The organism is Methylobacterium sp. Leaf465 (assembly GCF_001424705.1).
In the GTDB taxonomy this organism is placed as follows: domain Bacteria; phylum Pseudomonadota; class Alphaproteobacteria; order Rhizobiales; family Beijerinckiaceae; genus Methylobacterium.
Map to the genome: position 1 here is coordinate 110815 of NZ_LMRA01000005.1, position 14755 is coordinate 125569.

A 14755-nucleotide genomic window follows, 5' to 3' on the forward strand; every position below is an offset into this window, starting at 1 on the left:
GCGGGGGTCCCGGCCGATCACGAGCGCCAGCGCAGCTCCTGCGTGGCCAGGGGATTGGCGAAGGGCCGCCCCTCCCGGGCCGCCTGCAGGGCCTCGCGCTTGAGGCGGAAGTACCATTGCGACGGGAGGTCGCCCTGGCCGAACAGCACCATGGTCGGCTTGCGGTCGAGGCCGGCCTGGGCGTGCTGGAGCACCTGCTGGTCCTGGGTGAGGAACTGGCGCATCAGCGGGCGGGCCAGGGGCTTGAGGAGATTCAGCGCCGGCATGTTCCAGTAGAGGGCGTTGGTGAGCATCGTCCGGTTCTGGGTCAGGGGCGTGGCGAAGGTGTAGTTCGCCACCCGCTTCGCCCCGGCCTCGATCCGCTCCAGCCGCACGCCGGGAAGGCGGAACTCGATCTCCACCGCGGGTACGCCGCCCAGGAGCCGGTAGACCGGCGAGCTCGTCGTGGTGGCGTGGCTCGTCATAGTGAAGCCGTGCGGGGTCGGCGTGAAGGTCTTCACCTTCTCCCGCAGCTCCTTCGAAGGCCGGAACCACCAGGAATCGTGCACGAAGGCGACGTGGCCGGGATCGACGAGACTGAGCGTCGTCAGGTCGAAGGAGGCCTCGACCACGAGTTCGACCACCAGAGAGCCGGCCGCCGTGAAGCCGAGGTCCGGCAGCGCCGCCGGGGGCGAGCCGGTCTCCGGCCCGAGATACGGATTGACCCAGGCGAAGCCCGCGCTCTCGCGGATGGGAAAGCGCTGCACCGCGATGCGCGTGAAATCGGCCGTATCCGAGGCCGAGAGGGTCGGCACGTCGCGACAGCGCCCGTCGGTGCCGAAGCGCCAGCCGTGGAACGGACAGGTCAGTTCGCCGCCGTCGAAGCGGCCCTTCGACAGGGCCATGCCGCGATGGGGACAGCGGTCGCGCAGGGCGAAGGGGGCGCCGGAGGCCTCGCGGCCCAGGACGATCTGCTCGCCGTTGAGCTCCACGGCGCGCAGGGCCCCCGCCTTCAGGGACTCGGACCGGCCGACGCAGTACCAGGCGTCGGGCAAGGGCTGGCGCATGGCGTCCGGGTCGAGCGCCGCCTCGTCGGGCGCCGGCATCCGCAGGGCTGTGGACATGGAGGGGAGCGGGTCCGTGGCCGGTGGGCGCGGACACGAGGTCAGTGCCGCGCCGCACGAGGGGAAGGCCGGAACCTTTAGACCGCCGGCGGGGCCGAGGCCAGCCGCCCCCTGCGGCTCCGGGGACCCTTCCCAAGGGAGCGGCGGAAGGGCGCGGGCGCAGGCCTTTTCAAACCGGAAGGGGCTGACTAACTTCGGCTCACCCGCAACGAACGAAAGGAGGTGATCCAGTGTCTCATTGTCATCAGCCGCTCACCCCGGCCACCCGGACCTGGACCGTCGCCTCCGGCGCAGCCTTCTAGCGCTCGACGCGAACGTGAGAGTTCCGGCCGGACAAGAGCGGTTCGGCAATGGAAGGGCCGCCCCTCACGGGGCGGCCCTTCGCTGTTTCAGGGTGAGGGCGTCGGGGGCGCCGGCCTCAGAGGCCGTTGCGCTTCTGGAAGATGGGCTGCGCCAGCGCCTCGGCCCGGGCGGCCCAGAGGTCGCGCTCGCTGCGCATCTCTGAGAGCTGCGCGGCCTCGTCCGCGCTCCTGGCCCGGAGGTCGCGGACCTCCTTCTCGAGTTCGCCCTGGGACGCGCTGAGCCGGTCGCGCTCGCGGCGCGCCTCTTCGAACTCCTGCATCTCGGCTTCGACATGGGCGCGCAGGTTGCGCAGCTCGCGGGCGATGACGCCCTGGAGCGCGTCGTAGCGGTCGTTCTCGACCTTGAGCTTGGCCTTCAGCATGATGTTCTCGGCCATGAGGTCCGAGAGGTCGCCCTCGGCGGCCTCCGCCGGGGCGGGGGCCGGCGTCACGACCCGCGGCGTCCAGGTCTTGGTCGGCTCGGCGGCCCGGGCCTCGTCCGCCAGCGGGGCCGGAGCGACGGTCGGCTGCGGCTCGGCGCCCGCCGGATGGGTCGCGGCTTTCATCGCCGCCAGCCAATCGCGCAGCGGACCGGGCTGCGGACGGGTTGCCGTTTCGTACGGGGCGGGGTGACGGGCTGCTTCGGACATCGGCTGATCCTCGACTCTTGAGACGCATCCGATCAAAACATGCTTAACGAACCGTAAAGAGCCGCGACGTCAGGGTGTCGCCGGGGTCTCTCGAGGCCCCGCATGCAGACCTCGCCGTCGCGAAGGCCGTGCCCACGCAGTCCCTGTCCAGAAACGACGTCCTCCTCAAGGATCGCAGTGCCTATGACGCGCGAACATCCCGAAGCCCTCGAGTCCCCGCATCTCGCCGGCCTCCCGGGCATTCGGCACGCCTTCTTCACCCGGCGCGGCGGCGTCTCGGAGGGCATCTACGCCGCGCTCAACGGCGGCCTCGGCTCGAACGATGCGCCCGACCACGTGGGCGAGAACCGCCGCCGCATGAGCCGTCACCTGGACGTCCCGGCGGACGCCCTCGTCAGCCTGTACCAGGTCCACTCGCCCGACGTGGTGGTGGTGGAGGGTCCGATCGCCCTGGCCGATCGCCCCAAGGCCGACGGGATGGTGACACGGGTCCCCGGCCTCGCCCTCGGGATCGCCACGGCCGATTGCGGGCCGATCCTGTTCGCCGATCCGGAGAACCGCGTCGTGGGGGCGGCGCATGCGGGCTGGAAGGGCGCCCTGGGCGGCGTGATCGACCGGACCCTCGCGGCGATGGAGGGCCTCGGCGCCGCGCGCGACCGCATCGTCGCGGTCCTCGGCCCGACGATCGCGCAGACCTCCTACGAGGTCGGGCCCGACTTCATCGCACGATTCCGGGCGGACGCCCCCGGCTTCGAGCGCTTCCTTGGTCCCGGAGCACGGGAGGCTCATGCTCAGTTCGACCTGCCGGGCTTCATCCTGGCGCGCCTCGCGCAGGCTGGGGTCACCCGGGCGAGCGATCTCGGGTGCTGCACCTACGCGGATCCCGACCGATTCTACAGCTACCGCCGGACCACCCATCGCGGCGAAGGGGATTATGGCCGCCTGATCTCCGCGATCGCGCTGTCCCCGTAGGCTCCCCAGCCCCTGCGACACTTTGTCAAAGAGGGGTGAGGAAAAAAGCGTGGCCGTACGCGAACCTTGGCCATTGATGCGCGTTCGGTGTTCACGGAGTGGGTGAGAATAAGACGAGTACCGCCACAAAGGGGCCGCGTTCGCTGCGGCTGGCGTGATCGTAACGCAACAGCTTCTCGCACGCTGCTGGCTTAAAGACGGGGAACTGCAGCGGACGCCACCCGTAAGAGTGGCGCCGGTGCGTAACGGTTAGAGGACCAGATCATGAAATCCTTCCTTCGCAGCGCCACCGCGCTCGCCGGCATCGCGATCGCCGGCTCCGCCTTCGCCGCCGACCTCCCGCGTCGTCAGGCTCCCCCGCCGGTGTTCGTGCCGGTGCCGGTGTTCACCTGGACCGGCTTCTACGCCGGTTTCAACGCCGGTTACGGCTTCGACGCTTCCAGCAACAACCAGCCGACCGTCATCGGCGTGAACGGCGCCAGCACCCTGGTCCTGCCGGGCACCACCGCCGCCATCGCCTTCAGCAACGGCCAGAGCAACGACGGCTTCGTCGGCGGTGGTCAGGTCGGCTACAACTACCAGTTCACCCCGGGCTCCGGTGTCGTGATCGGTGTCGAGGCCGACGCCCAGTACGTCGACTTCGGTCGTGAGCGGAACCGCTTCTCGGCNCTACAACTACCAGTTCACCCCGGGCTCCGGTGTCGTGATCGGTGTCGAGGCCGACGCCCAGTACGTCGACTTCGGTCGTGAGCGGAACCGCTTCTCGGCYACCGGCCCGCTGGCCGCCCAGCAGGTCTTCAACCCGGCCGGCGTCTCGGGCCTCGACTACTTCGGCACCGTCCGCGGTCGCCTCGGCTACGCCTTCGACCGCACCCTCGTGTACGGCACCGGCGGCTTCGCCTACGGTTCGGGCGGCCAGCCGTGACGACTTCCAGACCGGCTGGGCTGCCGGCGGCGGTATCGAGTACGCGCTCCCCACCGACTCGTTCCTGAACTTCTTCAAGTCCTCGGCCGTCACGCTGAAGATCGAAGGTCTGTACGTGAACCTCGACCGCGGCAACCGCAACAACGGTGTCTTCGCCGTCAACAACGCCGGCCAGGAAGTCAGCGTCACCAGCCCGGGCGTCGTGCTCGCCAGCGGCGGCCGCCAGGTGCGCGACACCGAGTTCGCCGTCGTCCGCGCCGGCCTGAACTACAAGTTCGGCTCCTACTAGGATCCGCTCCGGTCGCGCCCCTTGCGGGGCGCGCCTCGACAGGAAAGCCCGGTCCGCAAGGCCGGGCTTTTCCGCGTTCTGCGCAGAATCGGATTCGGCGCATGCATCCGGGACGGCAAAGTTTGCGTTGAACCCCTGACAAAGGCCGGCGGCACCCCCATCTCTGACCCGCCCGTGCGGGTGGTCACCCGCCGGCTTGCCCCAGGAGGACGACTCCATGAACAGCGAAGAACGCGACGTCATCGGCGGCATTTTCCAGCGCCTGGAGCAGGCTTCGAGCCAGCCCCGTGACGCGGAAGCCGAGCGCTTCATAGCCGACAAGATCCGGGCACAGCCCTACGCGCCCTACGCCATGGCGCAGCTCATCTACGTGCAGGAAGAGGCGATCAAGAGCCTGAACGAGCAGCTGGAGCAGCTGCGCCGTGCGGGCCAGCAGCAGCCCCAGGGGGGCGGCGGCTTCCTGTCCAGCATCTTCGGCGGTGGCTCCTCCGCCCGCCAGCCCGAGCCGCCACGCCAGGGCGGCGCCTGGGGCAACCAGGGCGGCCAACCGGGCTACGGACAGCCGCAGCAGCCGGGCTATGGTCAGCCGCAGCCCGGCTACGGGCAGCAGCCGGGCTACGGCGGTCCGCAGCAGGGTGGCCCCTGGGCCGGCCAGCAGGCGGCGCCGGCGCGCGGCGGCGGCTTCATGGCGACGGCGCTGCCCATGGCGGCGGGTGCCGCCGGTGGCATGCTCCTCGGCAGCGCCCTCTCCAACGCCTTCGCGGGCGGCCATTCCCAGCTCGGCAGCGCGGCGGCGGCCGGTCTCGGCGGCACCCCGAACATCACCGAGAACAACTTTTTCGGCGGCAGCGGCAACGAGGATCTCGGCTCGGCCCTCGGCGGCGGCAACGACCTTCAGGATGCGTCCTTCACGGAGGATTCCGGCGGCGATTTCGGGGGCGACCTCGGCGGCGGCGGGGACGACGACTGGGTCTGATCCAGGATGACGAAGAGCCGGCGCCTCGAACAGGCGCCGGCTCTTCCGTTTCAGGGATCAGGTCTTCTCCAGGGGTCAGATCTTCGGGGCTCGGACTTCAGAGGACCTCGACGCGCGTGCCGACCGGCGTACGCTCGTAGAGATCGATGACATCCTCGTTCATCATGCGGATGCAGCCGGACGAGACGTTCTGCCCGATCGTGTGCGGCTCGTTGGTGCCGTGGATCCGGTAGAGCGACGAGCCGAGATAAAGAGCCCGGGCGCCGAGCGGATTACCGGGGCCGCCGGCCATGTGGCGCGGCAGGTCCGGACGGCGGCGGATCATCTCCTGGGGCGGCGTCCAGTCCGGCCATTCCCGCTTCTGGCTGATCGTCTTCAGGCCCGACCAGGCGAAGCCCGGTCGGCCGACGCCGATGCCGTAGCGGATCGCCTGGTGCCCGGGCTGCACCAGATAGAGAACCTTCCCCGGCGTATCGACCACGATGGTGCCAGGACGCTGCGGCCCGTCGAAGGCGACCACCTGCCGCGCGTAGCGGGCATCCGGGGCACGGGCGATGCTCTCGACCGCCGGTTCCCGCGCCGGCGCCGTCGGCAGGGCGGCGAGACGGACCGGGACGCGCTGCGGCGCGATCTGCGCCTGCGGCTCCCATTCCGGCTCCGGGGGAACCCGATCGCCCGAATGCAGCTGGCGCCGCACGGCTGCGGCATAGGCCGCCGGCGCGCGCGCCTCCGCGCGCTCCTCCGGCAGGCGCCGGCCGGGGATCGGGCGCTCCGCCATGGCCCGTGGCGCCTGCGCGCCCGGCCGATCGCTCATCAGGAGTTCGAGGAAGCCGCCGCCATAGGCGCCCGGCCGCGGCGCGCCCTGCGCCTGCGCCCCACTCCCCTGCCCCGCCAATCCCGCCGTCAGGCAGGCGATGGCCACGCACCAATCGAACCGCATGCTCGTCAACGCTCCAAGCCCGATCGACCCCGCTCAGGGGTGCGACATGGGGCCAGGATCGCGGTCCGGGGCGGACACCCGGTGAAGGAACATGGTGAATCGTTCAGGCCGACGCGGCGGCGAACAGGGGAATGGATTCAGCGTGAACGCGCCGTAAAGGTTGCCGATGAGTTGTGACGTTCAAGAAATCGCAATCAGTTGGGCGCAGGATGACCCGGCTTCACTCTTGTTGGCTGATCGCGACCGATGACTCTCAAACGTTACCGCATCGAAGACAGTCTCGGCCTCGCGAGCGCCCCCGTGGCGATGGAATCCGCTGTCTCGTCGGAGTCGGTCACCTTGAACAACAAGCGCCTGGACGAGATCCTGTCCGCGATCCAGGACCTGCGCAAGGTCACGCAGACCAGCACGGTGGAGACCATCGAGGCGTGCCGGAAGGAGCTGAACGAAGCCTTCGCCATGCGCTCCGAGCTCGACATCATGAAGGATGCGATCACCCGCACCAAGCAGGAGATCGCGACGCTCTACCGTTCCGAGAACACCGGCAAGGGCATGCGCCGCGTGGCGGGCGAGCTCGATGCCGTCGTCGACTCCACCGAGCGCGCCACCAGCACGATCCTGGGCGCGATCGAGGAGATCGAGACCAACGCCAGCATGCTGCGCGCCATGACCACCACCATGGCGGGACGCGAGAACATCGACGCGATCCTCGACCGCGTCGTGGTCGCCTTCGAGGCCTGCAACTTTCAGGACCTCACCGGCCAGCGCATCAACAAGATCGTGGGCGTGCTGAAGTTCATCGAGGAACACCTCGACCGGATGATCGAGGCCTGGGGCGGCCTCGACACGTTCAGCGAGCTGCTGGGCGCCCATCCCGCCAAGGTGGACATCGACGACGAGAGCTCGCTCCTCAACGGGCCGAAGCTCGCCGACGATATCGGCCACGTCGACCAGGGCGACATCGACGCGCTGTTCGATTGAGGCGACGGGGCCGGGTCGCCCGGCGCGCCTCCTCCGTCGCCCCTTCCCTCGCCTTCCCCCGAGGCTTAAGTCAGCGGCATGAGCCGCGCGCCCGCGAAAGACCCCGCCTCGAACGATCTGCCGCCTGACGGCTTCGACGATCAGGACGGCTTCCCGCAGGACGGCTTCCGGGAGGACGCCTCCGAGGAGGCGCAGGACCTCGCCCAGGCCGACGACGCCCCCGAGATCGACTTCGATTTCGAGGAGGGCGCGGTCAAGGCCGGCACCGAGGTGATCCGGAGGTTCTGGACGACCCTGCCGACCTCGCCCGGCGTCTACCGGATGTTCGACGAGAAGGGCGACGTCCTCTACGTCGGCAAGGCCAAGAACCTGAAGGCGCGGGTCGGCTCCTATGCCCGGGGCCAGGCGCATTCCAACCGCATCGCCCGCATGATCTCGCAGACGGCGGCGATGGAGTTCGTCACCACCGCCACCGAGACCGAGGCGCTGCTCCTCGAGGCCAACCTCATCAAGCAGCTGAAGCCCCGCTTCAACGTGCTGATGCGGGACGACAAGTCGTTTCCCTACATCCTCGTCACGGCGGATTCGGAAGCGCCGCAGATCATCAAGCATCGCGGCGCCCGGCGCCGAAAGGGCAGCTATTACGGCCCCTTCGCCAGCGTCTGGGCGGTGAACCGCACGGTGAACGCCCTGCAGCGGGCCTTCCTCCTGCGCACCTGCACGGACAGCTACTACGAGAACCGCACCCGGCCCTGCCTGCTCTACCAGATCAAGCGCTGCTCCGGCCCCTGCACCGGCGAGATCGACCTCGACGATTATCGCGCGCTCGCCGACAGCGCGAAGAGCTTCCTGGCGGGCAAGTCGAACGCCGTGAAGGACCACATGCGCGAGGAGATGCAGGACGCCTCGGAGAAGATGGAATTCGAGCGGGCGGCGCGGTTCCGCGACCGCATCGCGGCCCTGTCGGCGATCCAGGGGACGCAAGGGGTGAACACCCAGGGCGTCGAGGAGGCCGACGTCTTCGCCCTCGACGAGCAGGCGGGCCAGTTCTGCATCGAGGTGTTCTTCTTCCGCAACTTCCAGAACTGGGGCAACCGCGCCTACTTCCCCAAGGCCGACCGCACCATGACGCCGGACGAGGTCCTGGCCTCGTTCATCGGGCAGTTCTACGACGACAAGCCGGCGCCGCGCAGCGTCCTGGTCTCGCACGCCATCGAGGATGCGGAGCTCCTGGCCGCCGCCCTGTCGAGCCGCACGGAGTACCGGGTCGAGATCCACCAGCCCCAGCGGGGCGAGCGCAAGAACCTCGTCGAGTACGCGCAGCGCAATGCCAAGGAGGCCCTCGGCCGGCGCCTCGCCGACACCGCCTCCCAGGGCAAGCTGCTCGCCGCCCTCGGGCAGTCGTTCGGGCTTGCCGGCACGCCCCGGCGGATCGAGGTCTACGACAACTCGCACATCATGGGCACGAATGCCGTCGGCGGCATGATCGTGGCCGGGCCGACGGGCTTCGCCAAGCAGCATTACCGCACCTTCAACATCAAGTCGGAGGAACTGACCCCGGGCGACGATTACGGGATGATGCGCGAGGTGCTGCAGCGGCGCTTCAAGCGCCTCGTCAAGGAGAACCCGCGCACCGCCCGGGAGGCCGCGATCGCCGCCGGCGAAGGCGGCGCCGAGGTCCCCATCCCGGAGGCGCCCCCGGAGAGCGACACCCTGCCGGCCTGGCCCGACCTCGTGCTCATCGACGGCGGCAAGGGGCAGCTGGACGCCGCCCGCACCGCCCTGGAGGAGATCGGCGTCACCGAGGTCGCCCTGGTGGGCATCGCCAAGGGCCGGGACCGCGACGCGGGGCGCGAGACGTTCTTCGTCCCCGGCCGCCCCCCCTTCAAGCTGCCGCCGCGCGACCCGACCCTCTACTTCGTCCAGCGCCTGCGCGACGAGGCGCACCGCTTCGCCATCGGCAGCCACCGGGCCAAGCGCAAGCGCGAGATGGTGAAGAACCCCCTCGACGAGATCGCGGGAATCGGCCCTAGCCGCAAGCGCGCGCTGCTGCACCACTTCGGCACCGTGAAGGCGATCCAGCGCGCGGCGTTCGAGGACCTGGCGAAGACCCCGGGGGTCAACGCCGCCACGGCCCGCGCCGTCTACGACTTCTTTCACACCCATGCGTGACGAGATCGGCGCGTCCGGGCGGTTGACCCCCACCGCCGCACATGGTTTCACGCCTGCGATGAATCCCGTCCTCACCCGCCGCCGGTCGCCAGCCTGGACGCTCGCGAACTGCCTGACCTACGGGCGGCTCGTGGCGGTGCCGGTCGTCGTCGCGCTGCTGTACTGGCCCACCGAGCCGGGCGCGCGCTTCGGCGCCCTGGCGGTCTACATCCTGGCGGCGATCACCGATTATCTCGACGGCTACGTGGCGCGGACCTACGACCAGAGCTCGGCCCTCGGGCGGATGCTCGATCCCATCGCCGACAAGCTCCTGGTGGCCGCCTGCCTCCTCATGCTGGCCGCGGACAACACCATCGTGGGCTGGACCCTCTGGGCCGCCATCGTGATCCTGTGTCGGGAGATTCTGGTCTCGGGCCTGCGCGAGTACCTGGCCGAGCTGAAGGTCGGCGTTCCGGTGAGCAAGGTCGCCAAGTGGAAGACGACCGTACAGCTGATCGCCATCGGCTTCCTCGTCGCCGGCCCGGCCGGGGAAACGATCCTGCCCGGCACGATCCGGGCGGGAACCGTCCTCCTCTGGATCGCCGCCGCGCTGACGCTCTATACCGGCTGGGACTACCTGCGCGCCGGCATCAAGCACGTCATCGACGACCCACGCTGAGGGACACCACGCGATGAAGCTCGTGTATTTCGCCTGGGTGCGCGAGCGCGTCGGCAAGGCCGAGGAGACCGTCGACCTCCCCAAAGGAATTGTCACGGTCTCGGACCTCGTCGACTGGCTGCGTGGCCGGGGCGAGGAATACGCCTACGCCTTCGAGACCACCGGCATCGTCCGCGCGGCGATCGACCGAGTCCACGCCAAGCAGGACGCACCGATCGCCGGCGCCTCCGAGATCGCGTTCTTTCCCCCCATGACAGGGGGCTGAGGCTCGGGCCTCAGCCCTGGCGGCCGATGATCGGCGGCTGGGGCGCCCAGCTCAGCGCCTGCCCAGGGCCGCCGTGAAGGCCGTGAGGTTGTGGCGCATCATCGCCACGTAGGTCGGCGCCGGCCCGTCCGGCCCCGACAGGGCGTCGGAGAAGACCTTGCCCCCGATCACGGCGCCGCTCTCGCGGGCGATCTGCTGCATCAGGCGCGGATCGCTGATGTTCTCAAGGAAGACGGCCGGGATCTTCTCCTGGCGGATCTGGCGAATGATCCGGGCGACGTCCCGGGGGCTCGCCTCGCTGTCGGTGGACACGCCCTGCGGGGCGATGAAGGTCAGGCCGTAGGCGGCGGTGAAGTAGCCGAAGGCGTCATGGGTCGTGATGATCCGGCGTTGGGCCTTCGGGATCGCGGCGATCCCCGTCCGGACCTCGGCCTCCAGGGCGTCGAGGCTGGCGAGATACGCCTTGGCGTTGTCGGTATAGGCCGCGGCATGGTCCGGGTCGATCCGCACCAGGGCATCCCGGATGTTGCCGACGTAGATTCGCGCGTTGGCGATGCTCTGCCAGGCATGGGGATCGTCGTGGTGGCCGTGCGCGTGGCCGGGGCCGCCCTGGTCGTGGCCATGGCCGTGATCGTCGTCCTCCGCCTCGATCGGCTTGACCCCCGCGGAGGCGACGACGACCGGCGCCTTCGTGCCCGAGGCCTTGATGAGGCGGTCGATCCACCCTTCCAGCCCAAGGCCGTTGACCACGACGAGCTTGGCATCCGCCAGGGTCCGGGCGTCGCTCGGCGCCGGCGCGTAGCCGTGGGCGTCGGCGTTCGGCTGCACCAGGGAGGTCACGGCGACATGGTCCCCGCCGACCTGGGCCACCAGGTCGGCCAGGATCGAGAAGGTCGCGACGGCCCGCAGCTTCGTCTCCGCCGCCGAGACCGGACCGAGAAGGCCGAGCAGGAGCACGAGGGCGGCAGGTAGACGGAAGCGCAGGCGCGGGGACAGGAGCCGGAACGGCATCGGGGACGATCCTTTCGGTAAGCTCCCCCGCTCTACTGTAACATTATCACATTTCCTAGCCGGACCGCGGAGCGCGCCCCCAATGGCTTTCGCTTGATCTCGCCGGCGGGCGGACGCAAACACCCCCGCAGTCGCGGCCCGCGTGCCGGCGGACGGGCACGACACGGAAAGAGCGGATCAGATGGCGCGACGGGCGCTTCCCAAGGGCGACATCCTGCCCCTCCTCGGCCGGGTCTGGCGGGAATGGCTGCGTCCGCACCGGGCGACTCTCGCGGTGGTTCTGGTGCTCATCGCCATCGTGGGCGCGGCGACCGGCCTGTACCCGACCCTGATCAAGCTCGCCTTCGACGCCTTCGACCGCAAGGACATGGCCGCTCTCGCCTACGGCCCGGTGATCGTCATCGCCATCACGTCGATCCGCGGCTTCGCGCTGTTCGGCCAGAACGTCCTGACCAACCGGGTCGTCACACGGGTCGAGGCCGACATGCAGGCCGCCCTCTACGGGCACCTCATCGAATCCGACCTCGCCCAGCTCGGCCGCGAGAGCCCGGCGGCCTTCACGCAGCGCTTCACCACGGATTTCGCCTTCATCAAGGAGGCTCTGACCCGCATCTCCACGGTGCTCCTGCGCGACATCGCCATGCTAATCGCCCTGGTGGCGGCCCTGATCTGGATGGATCCGGTCCTCACCCTGGTGGCGGGCGTGGTGGTGCCCTTCGTCGCCGGCCCGATCGGCCGGGTCGGCAGGAAGCTGCGCCGCGTCTCCACCGCGACGCAGGAGCGGATGGGCCTCACGGCGAGCCTCATCACCGAGAGCCTGCAGGGCGCCCGCATCGCCAAGACCTACGCGCTCGAAGGCTACCTGAAGGGCCGGGCGAAGGGGGCCTTCGACGAGGTGCGCCGCCTCAAGATGAAGGCCGCCAATGCCCGCGGGCGCCTCGACCCGCTCCTGGAGATCGGCGGCGGCTTCGCGGTGGCGGCGGTGCTGGCCCTGGTCGGCCAGCGCGTGACCTCGGGCGACCGCACGGTCGGCGACTTCACCGGCTACGTCACTGCGCTGCTCCTGGCCTCGCAGCCGATCCGCACGCTGGGCACCCTCAACGCGATCCTTCAGGAAGCCGGGGCCGCGCTCCAGCGCTACTTCGCCCTCATGGACGAGGCGCCGCAGATCCGCGACGTGCCGGGGGCGCGCCCGCTCCAGGTGGCGGGGGGCGAGATTCGCTTCAGCGACGTGCAGTTCCGTTACCGCGCCGACGCGCCGGCCCTGGAGGGGATCGACCTCACCGTTCCGGCCGGGGCGACGGTGGCCCTGGTCGGGCGTTCGGGCTCGGGCAAGTCCTCCCTGCTCAACCTCGTGCCGCGCCTCTACGACGTGACCGAGGGCGCGGTGCGCATCGACGGGCAGGACATCCGCACCGTCTCCCTCGCCTCCCTGCGCGCGGCGGTGGCCGTGGTCTCGCAGGACGTGGTCCTGTTCGACGACACCATCGCGGCCAATATCGGCTTCGGCCGGCCGGGGGCGACCCGCGCCGAGATCGAGGCGGCGGCCGAGGCGGCGGCGGCGCACGGCTTCATCAGCCGCCTGCCGGAGGGCTACGATTTCCCCGTCGGTCCCGCGGGCGGACGGCTCTCGGGGGGCGAGCGCCAGCGCATCTCGCTCGCCCGCGCCTTCCTCAAGGACGCCCCGATCCTGCTCCTCGACGAGGCGACGAGCGCCCTCGATTCCGAGTCCGAGCGCCTCGTCCAGAACGCGCTCCTGCGCCTGATGCGGGGCCGCACCACCCTGGTCATCGCACACCGGCTCTCCACCGTGCGCGATGCCGACTGCATCGTCGTCATGGAGGCCGGGCGGATCGTCGAGACCGGGCGCCACGAGGCGCTGGTGGCGGCGGGGGACGCCTATGCCCGGCTCCATCGGATGCAGCTCTCCGGCGACGTCGAGGACGCGGCCGTGCCGGCCTGACGGGACCGATCCGCCCGCCGCGCGTTGAGCCGGCCGGAGCGGGACTCGGACGTCGATGCGGACAGAGCCATTCGGAACCACGGCGGACGGCGCGGCCGTGATGCGCCACACCCTCTCGCGGGGCGACCTGCGGGTGCAGGTGCTCGATTACGGCGGCATCGTCAGCCGGATCGACGTGCCGGACCGGAGGGGCCGCGTGGCGAATGTCGTCCTCGGGGCCGCCGACCTCGCGGGCTACGCGGCGAGCGACGCGCATTTCGGCGCGATCATCGGGCGCTACGCCAACCGCATCGCCGGCGGCCGCTTCCGCCTCGACGGAGCGGCGTACCAGCTGCCCCGGAACGCGGGCCGCAACACCATGCATGGCGGGCCGGAGGGCTTCGACCGGCGGATCTGGCGGGTCGAAGCCGCCGACGCGGCCAGCCTGACCCTGGCCTACCGATCCCCCGATGGCGAGCAAGGCTTCCCGGGCAATCTCGACGTCGCCGTGACCTATCGCCTGGACGACGACGGCACACTGGCGATCGACTACGTCGCCGTCACCGACCGGCCGACGATCCTCAACCTGACCAACCACAGCTACGTCAACCTTGCCGGCGAGGGCGCGGGCAGCGCCCTCGGGCACGTCGTCACCCTCGCGGCGGACGCGGTGCTGGAGACCGATGCCGAGCAGATTCCCACGGGCGCGATCCTGCCCGTGGCCGGGACGCCCTTCGACTTCCGGACACCGACGGCCCTCGGGGCCCGCATCCGGACGGCGCACCCGCAACTCGCCCTGGCCCACGGCTACGACCACACCTACGTGCTCGGCGGCGACGGGACTCTTCGCGTGGTGGCGCAGGCGGTCGATCCGGGGAGCGGGCGCTGCCTCACCGTGGCGACGACGCGGCCGGGGCTGCAGCTCTACACCGCCAACATGCTCGACGGGACGGTGACGGGTTCGGGCGGCGGCCTCTACCGCGCGGGCGACGCCGTCTGCTTCGAGGCGCAAGGGTTTCCCGACGCGCCGAACCACCCGGCCTTTCCCAGCACCGTCCTGCGGCCGGACGCGCCCTTTCGGGCGACCACGACCTACCGGTTCGGGAGCGTGCCGTAGGTCGGGCGCCACCGAGCTCCTCAGCCGTGGTGGGAATCCGCCTCGATCAGGATCTCGCGCTTGCCGGCATGGTTGGCCGGACCGACGATGCCCTCGATCTCCATCTTCTCCATCAGGGAGGCGGCGCGGTTGTAGCCGATCTGCAGCCGGCGCTGGATGTAGGAGGTCGAGGCCTTCTTGTCCCGCAGCACCACCTGCACGGCCTGGTCGTAGAGGTCGCCGCCGGCCTCGCCGAAGCTGCCCTGATCGAAGACCGCGCCGTCCACCTCGATCTCGTCCGCGCCGCCCTTTCCGCCCGACGCTCCGTCCTCCTCCGCCGTGACGGCCTCGAGGTAGGAGGGTCGGCCCTGGCGCTTGAGGTGGGCGACCACGCTCTCGACCTCCGCATCGGAGCAGAACGGCCCGTGCACGCG

Annotated in this window: 13 protein-coding genes and 2 pseudogenes; 10 read left to right on the forward strand and 5 right to left on the reverse strand. The window is 70.2% G+C overall.

What is annotated here, in order from left to right:
* Window positions 1–17: 17 nt before the first annotated feature.
* Together ASG51_RS05470 and ASG51_RS05475 are read right to left on the reverse strand one after the other, a co-directional pair.
* Window positions 18–1103, reverse strand: a complete 1086-nt coding sequence (locus ASG51_RS05470) for an aromatic ring-hydroxylating dioxygenase subunit alpha (protein WP_056379592.1) — start codon at window positions 1101–1103, stop codon at window positions 18–20.
* Between the two features lie 418 nt (window positions 1104–1521).
* The gene (locus ASG51_RS05475) at window positions 1522–2094 is read right to left on the reverse strand and encodes a hypothetical protein (protein ID WP_082487640.1); all 573 of its coding nucleotides are present in this window, start codon (window positions 2092–2094) and stop codon (window positions 1522–1524) included.
* Window positions 2095–2277: 183 nt separating this feature from the next.
* On the opposite strand from ASG51_RS05475, the gene pgeF reads away from it, so the two are divergent.
* From pgeF to ASG51_RS05495, 4 genes and pseudogenes are all read left to right on the forward strand, one after another.
* Window positions 2278–3066, forward strand: coding sequence for a peptidoglycan editing factor PgeF (pgeF, locus tag ASG51_RS05480; RefSeq protein WP_056379594.1), 789 nt, complete (start codon window positions 2278–2280; stop codon window positions 3064–3066).
* Window positions 3067–3330: 264 nt separating this feature from the next.
* Window positions 3331–3734, forward strand: a pseudogene (locus ASG51_RS24930) (porin family protein); the annotation flags it as partial.
* A 1-nt stretch (window position 3735) separates the two neighbouring features.
* A pseudogene (locus tag ASG51_RS24735) lies at window positions 3736–4280 on the forward strand (porin family protein); the annotation flags it as partial.
* A gap of 217 nt (window positions 4281–4497) precedes the next feature.
* The gene (locus tag ASG51_RS05495; protein ID WP_056212494.1) at window positions 4498–5256 is read left to right on the forward strand and encodes a DUF2076 domain-containing protein; all 759 of its coding nucleotides are present in this window, start codon (window positions 4498–4500) and stop codon (window positions 5254–5256) included.
* A 97-nt stretch (window positions 5257–5353) separates the two neighbouring features.
* Here ASG51_RS05495 and ASG51_RS05500 read toward each other — a convergent pair whose 3' ends face one another.
* Window positions 5354–6196 (reverse strand): L,D-transpeptidase, encoded by an 843-nt coding sequence (locus ASG51_RS05500; RefSeq protein WP_056379598.1) that lies wholly within the window; start codon window positions 6194–6196, stop codon window positions 5354–5356.
* Window positions 6197–6442: 246 nt separating this feature from the next.
* On the opposite strand from ASG51_RS05500, the gene ASG51_RS05505 reads away from it, so the two are divergent.
* From ASG51_RS05505 to moaD, 4 genes are all read left to right on the forward strand, one after another.
* Window positions 6443–7177 (forward strand): chemotaxis protein, encoded by a 735-nt coding sequence (locus ASG51_RS05505; RefSeq protein WP_056379600.1) that lies wholly within the window; start codon window positions 6443–6445, stop codon window positions 7175–7177.
* 78 nt (window positions 7178–7255) lie between these two features.
* Window positions 7256–9349 carry an excinuclease ABC subunit UvrC gene (gene uvrC, locus ASG51_RS05510; protein ID WP_056379601.1) on the forward strand — a complete coding sequence of 698 codons (2094 nt, stop codon included), beginning with the start codon at window positions 7256–7258 and terminating at the stop codon, window positions 9347–9349.
* A 58-nt stretch (window positions 9350–9407) separates the two neighbouring features.
* The gene (gene pgsA, locus ASG51_RS05515; protein ID WP_056212502.1) at window positions 9408–10007 is read left to right on the forward strand and encodes a CDP-diacylglycerol--glycerol-3-phosphate 3-phosphatidyltransferase; all 600 of its coding nucleotides are present in this window, start codon (window positions 9408–9410) and stop codon (window positions 10005–10007) included.
* 13 nt (window positions 10008–10020) lie between these two features.
* Window positions 10021–10272 carry a molybdopterin converting factor subunit 1 gene (moaD, locus tag ASG51_RS05520; protein ID WP_056379604.1) on the forward strand — a complete coding sequence of 84 codons (252 nt, stop codon included), beginning with the start codon at window positions 10021–10023 and terminating at the stop codon, window positions 10270–10272.
* A 51-nt stretch (window positions 10273–10323) separates the two neighbouring features.
* Here moaD and ASG51_RS05525 read toward each other — a convergent pair whose 3' ends face one another.
* Window positions 10324–11283 carry a metal ABC transporter substrate-binding protein gene (locus ASG51_RS05525; protein ID WP_056379606.1) on the reverse strand — a complete coding sequence of 320 codons (960 nt, stop codon included), beginning with the start codon at window positions 11281–11283 and terminating at the stop codon, window positions 10324–10326.
* A 181-nt stretch (window positions 11284–11464) separates the two neighbouring features.
* Between ASG51_RS05525 and ASG51_RS05530 the strand changes: the two genes are divergently transcribed.
* Together ASG51_RS05530 and ASG51_RS05535 are read left to right on the forward strand one after the other, a co-directional pair.
* Window positions 11465–13246 carry an ABC transporter ATP-binding protein gene (locus tag ASG51_RS05530; RefSeq protein ID WP_056379608.1) on the forward strand — a complete coding sequence of 594 codons (1782 nt, stop codon included), beginning with the start codon at window positions 11465–11467 and terminating at the stop codon, window positions 13244–13246.
* A gap of 55 nt (window positions 13247–13301) precedes the next feature.
* A complete protein-coding gene (locus ASG51_RS05535; RefSeq protein WP_056379609.1) occupies window positions 13302–14342 on the forward strand; it encodes an aldose epimerase family protein in 1041 nt (346 codons plus the stop codon).
* Between the two features lie 20 nt (window positions 14343–14362).
* On the opposite strand, the gene ASG51_RS05540 is transcribed toward ASG51_RS05535, so the two are convergent.
* Window positions 14363–14755: DNA translocase FtsK (locus tag ASG51_RS05540; protein ID WP_277996195.1), on the reverse strand; the 393-nt coding region annotated here is incomplete at its 5' end.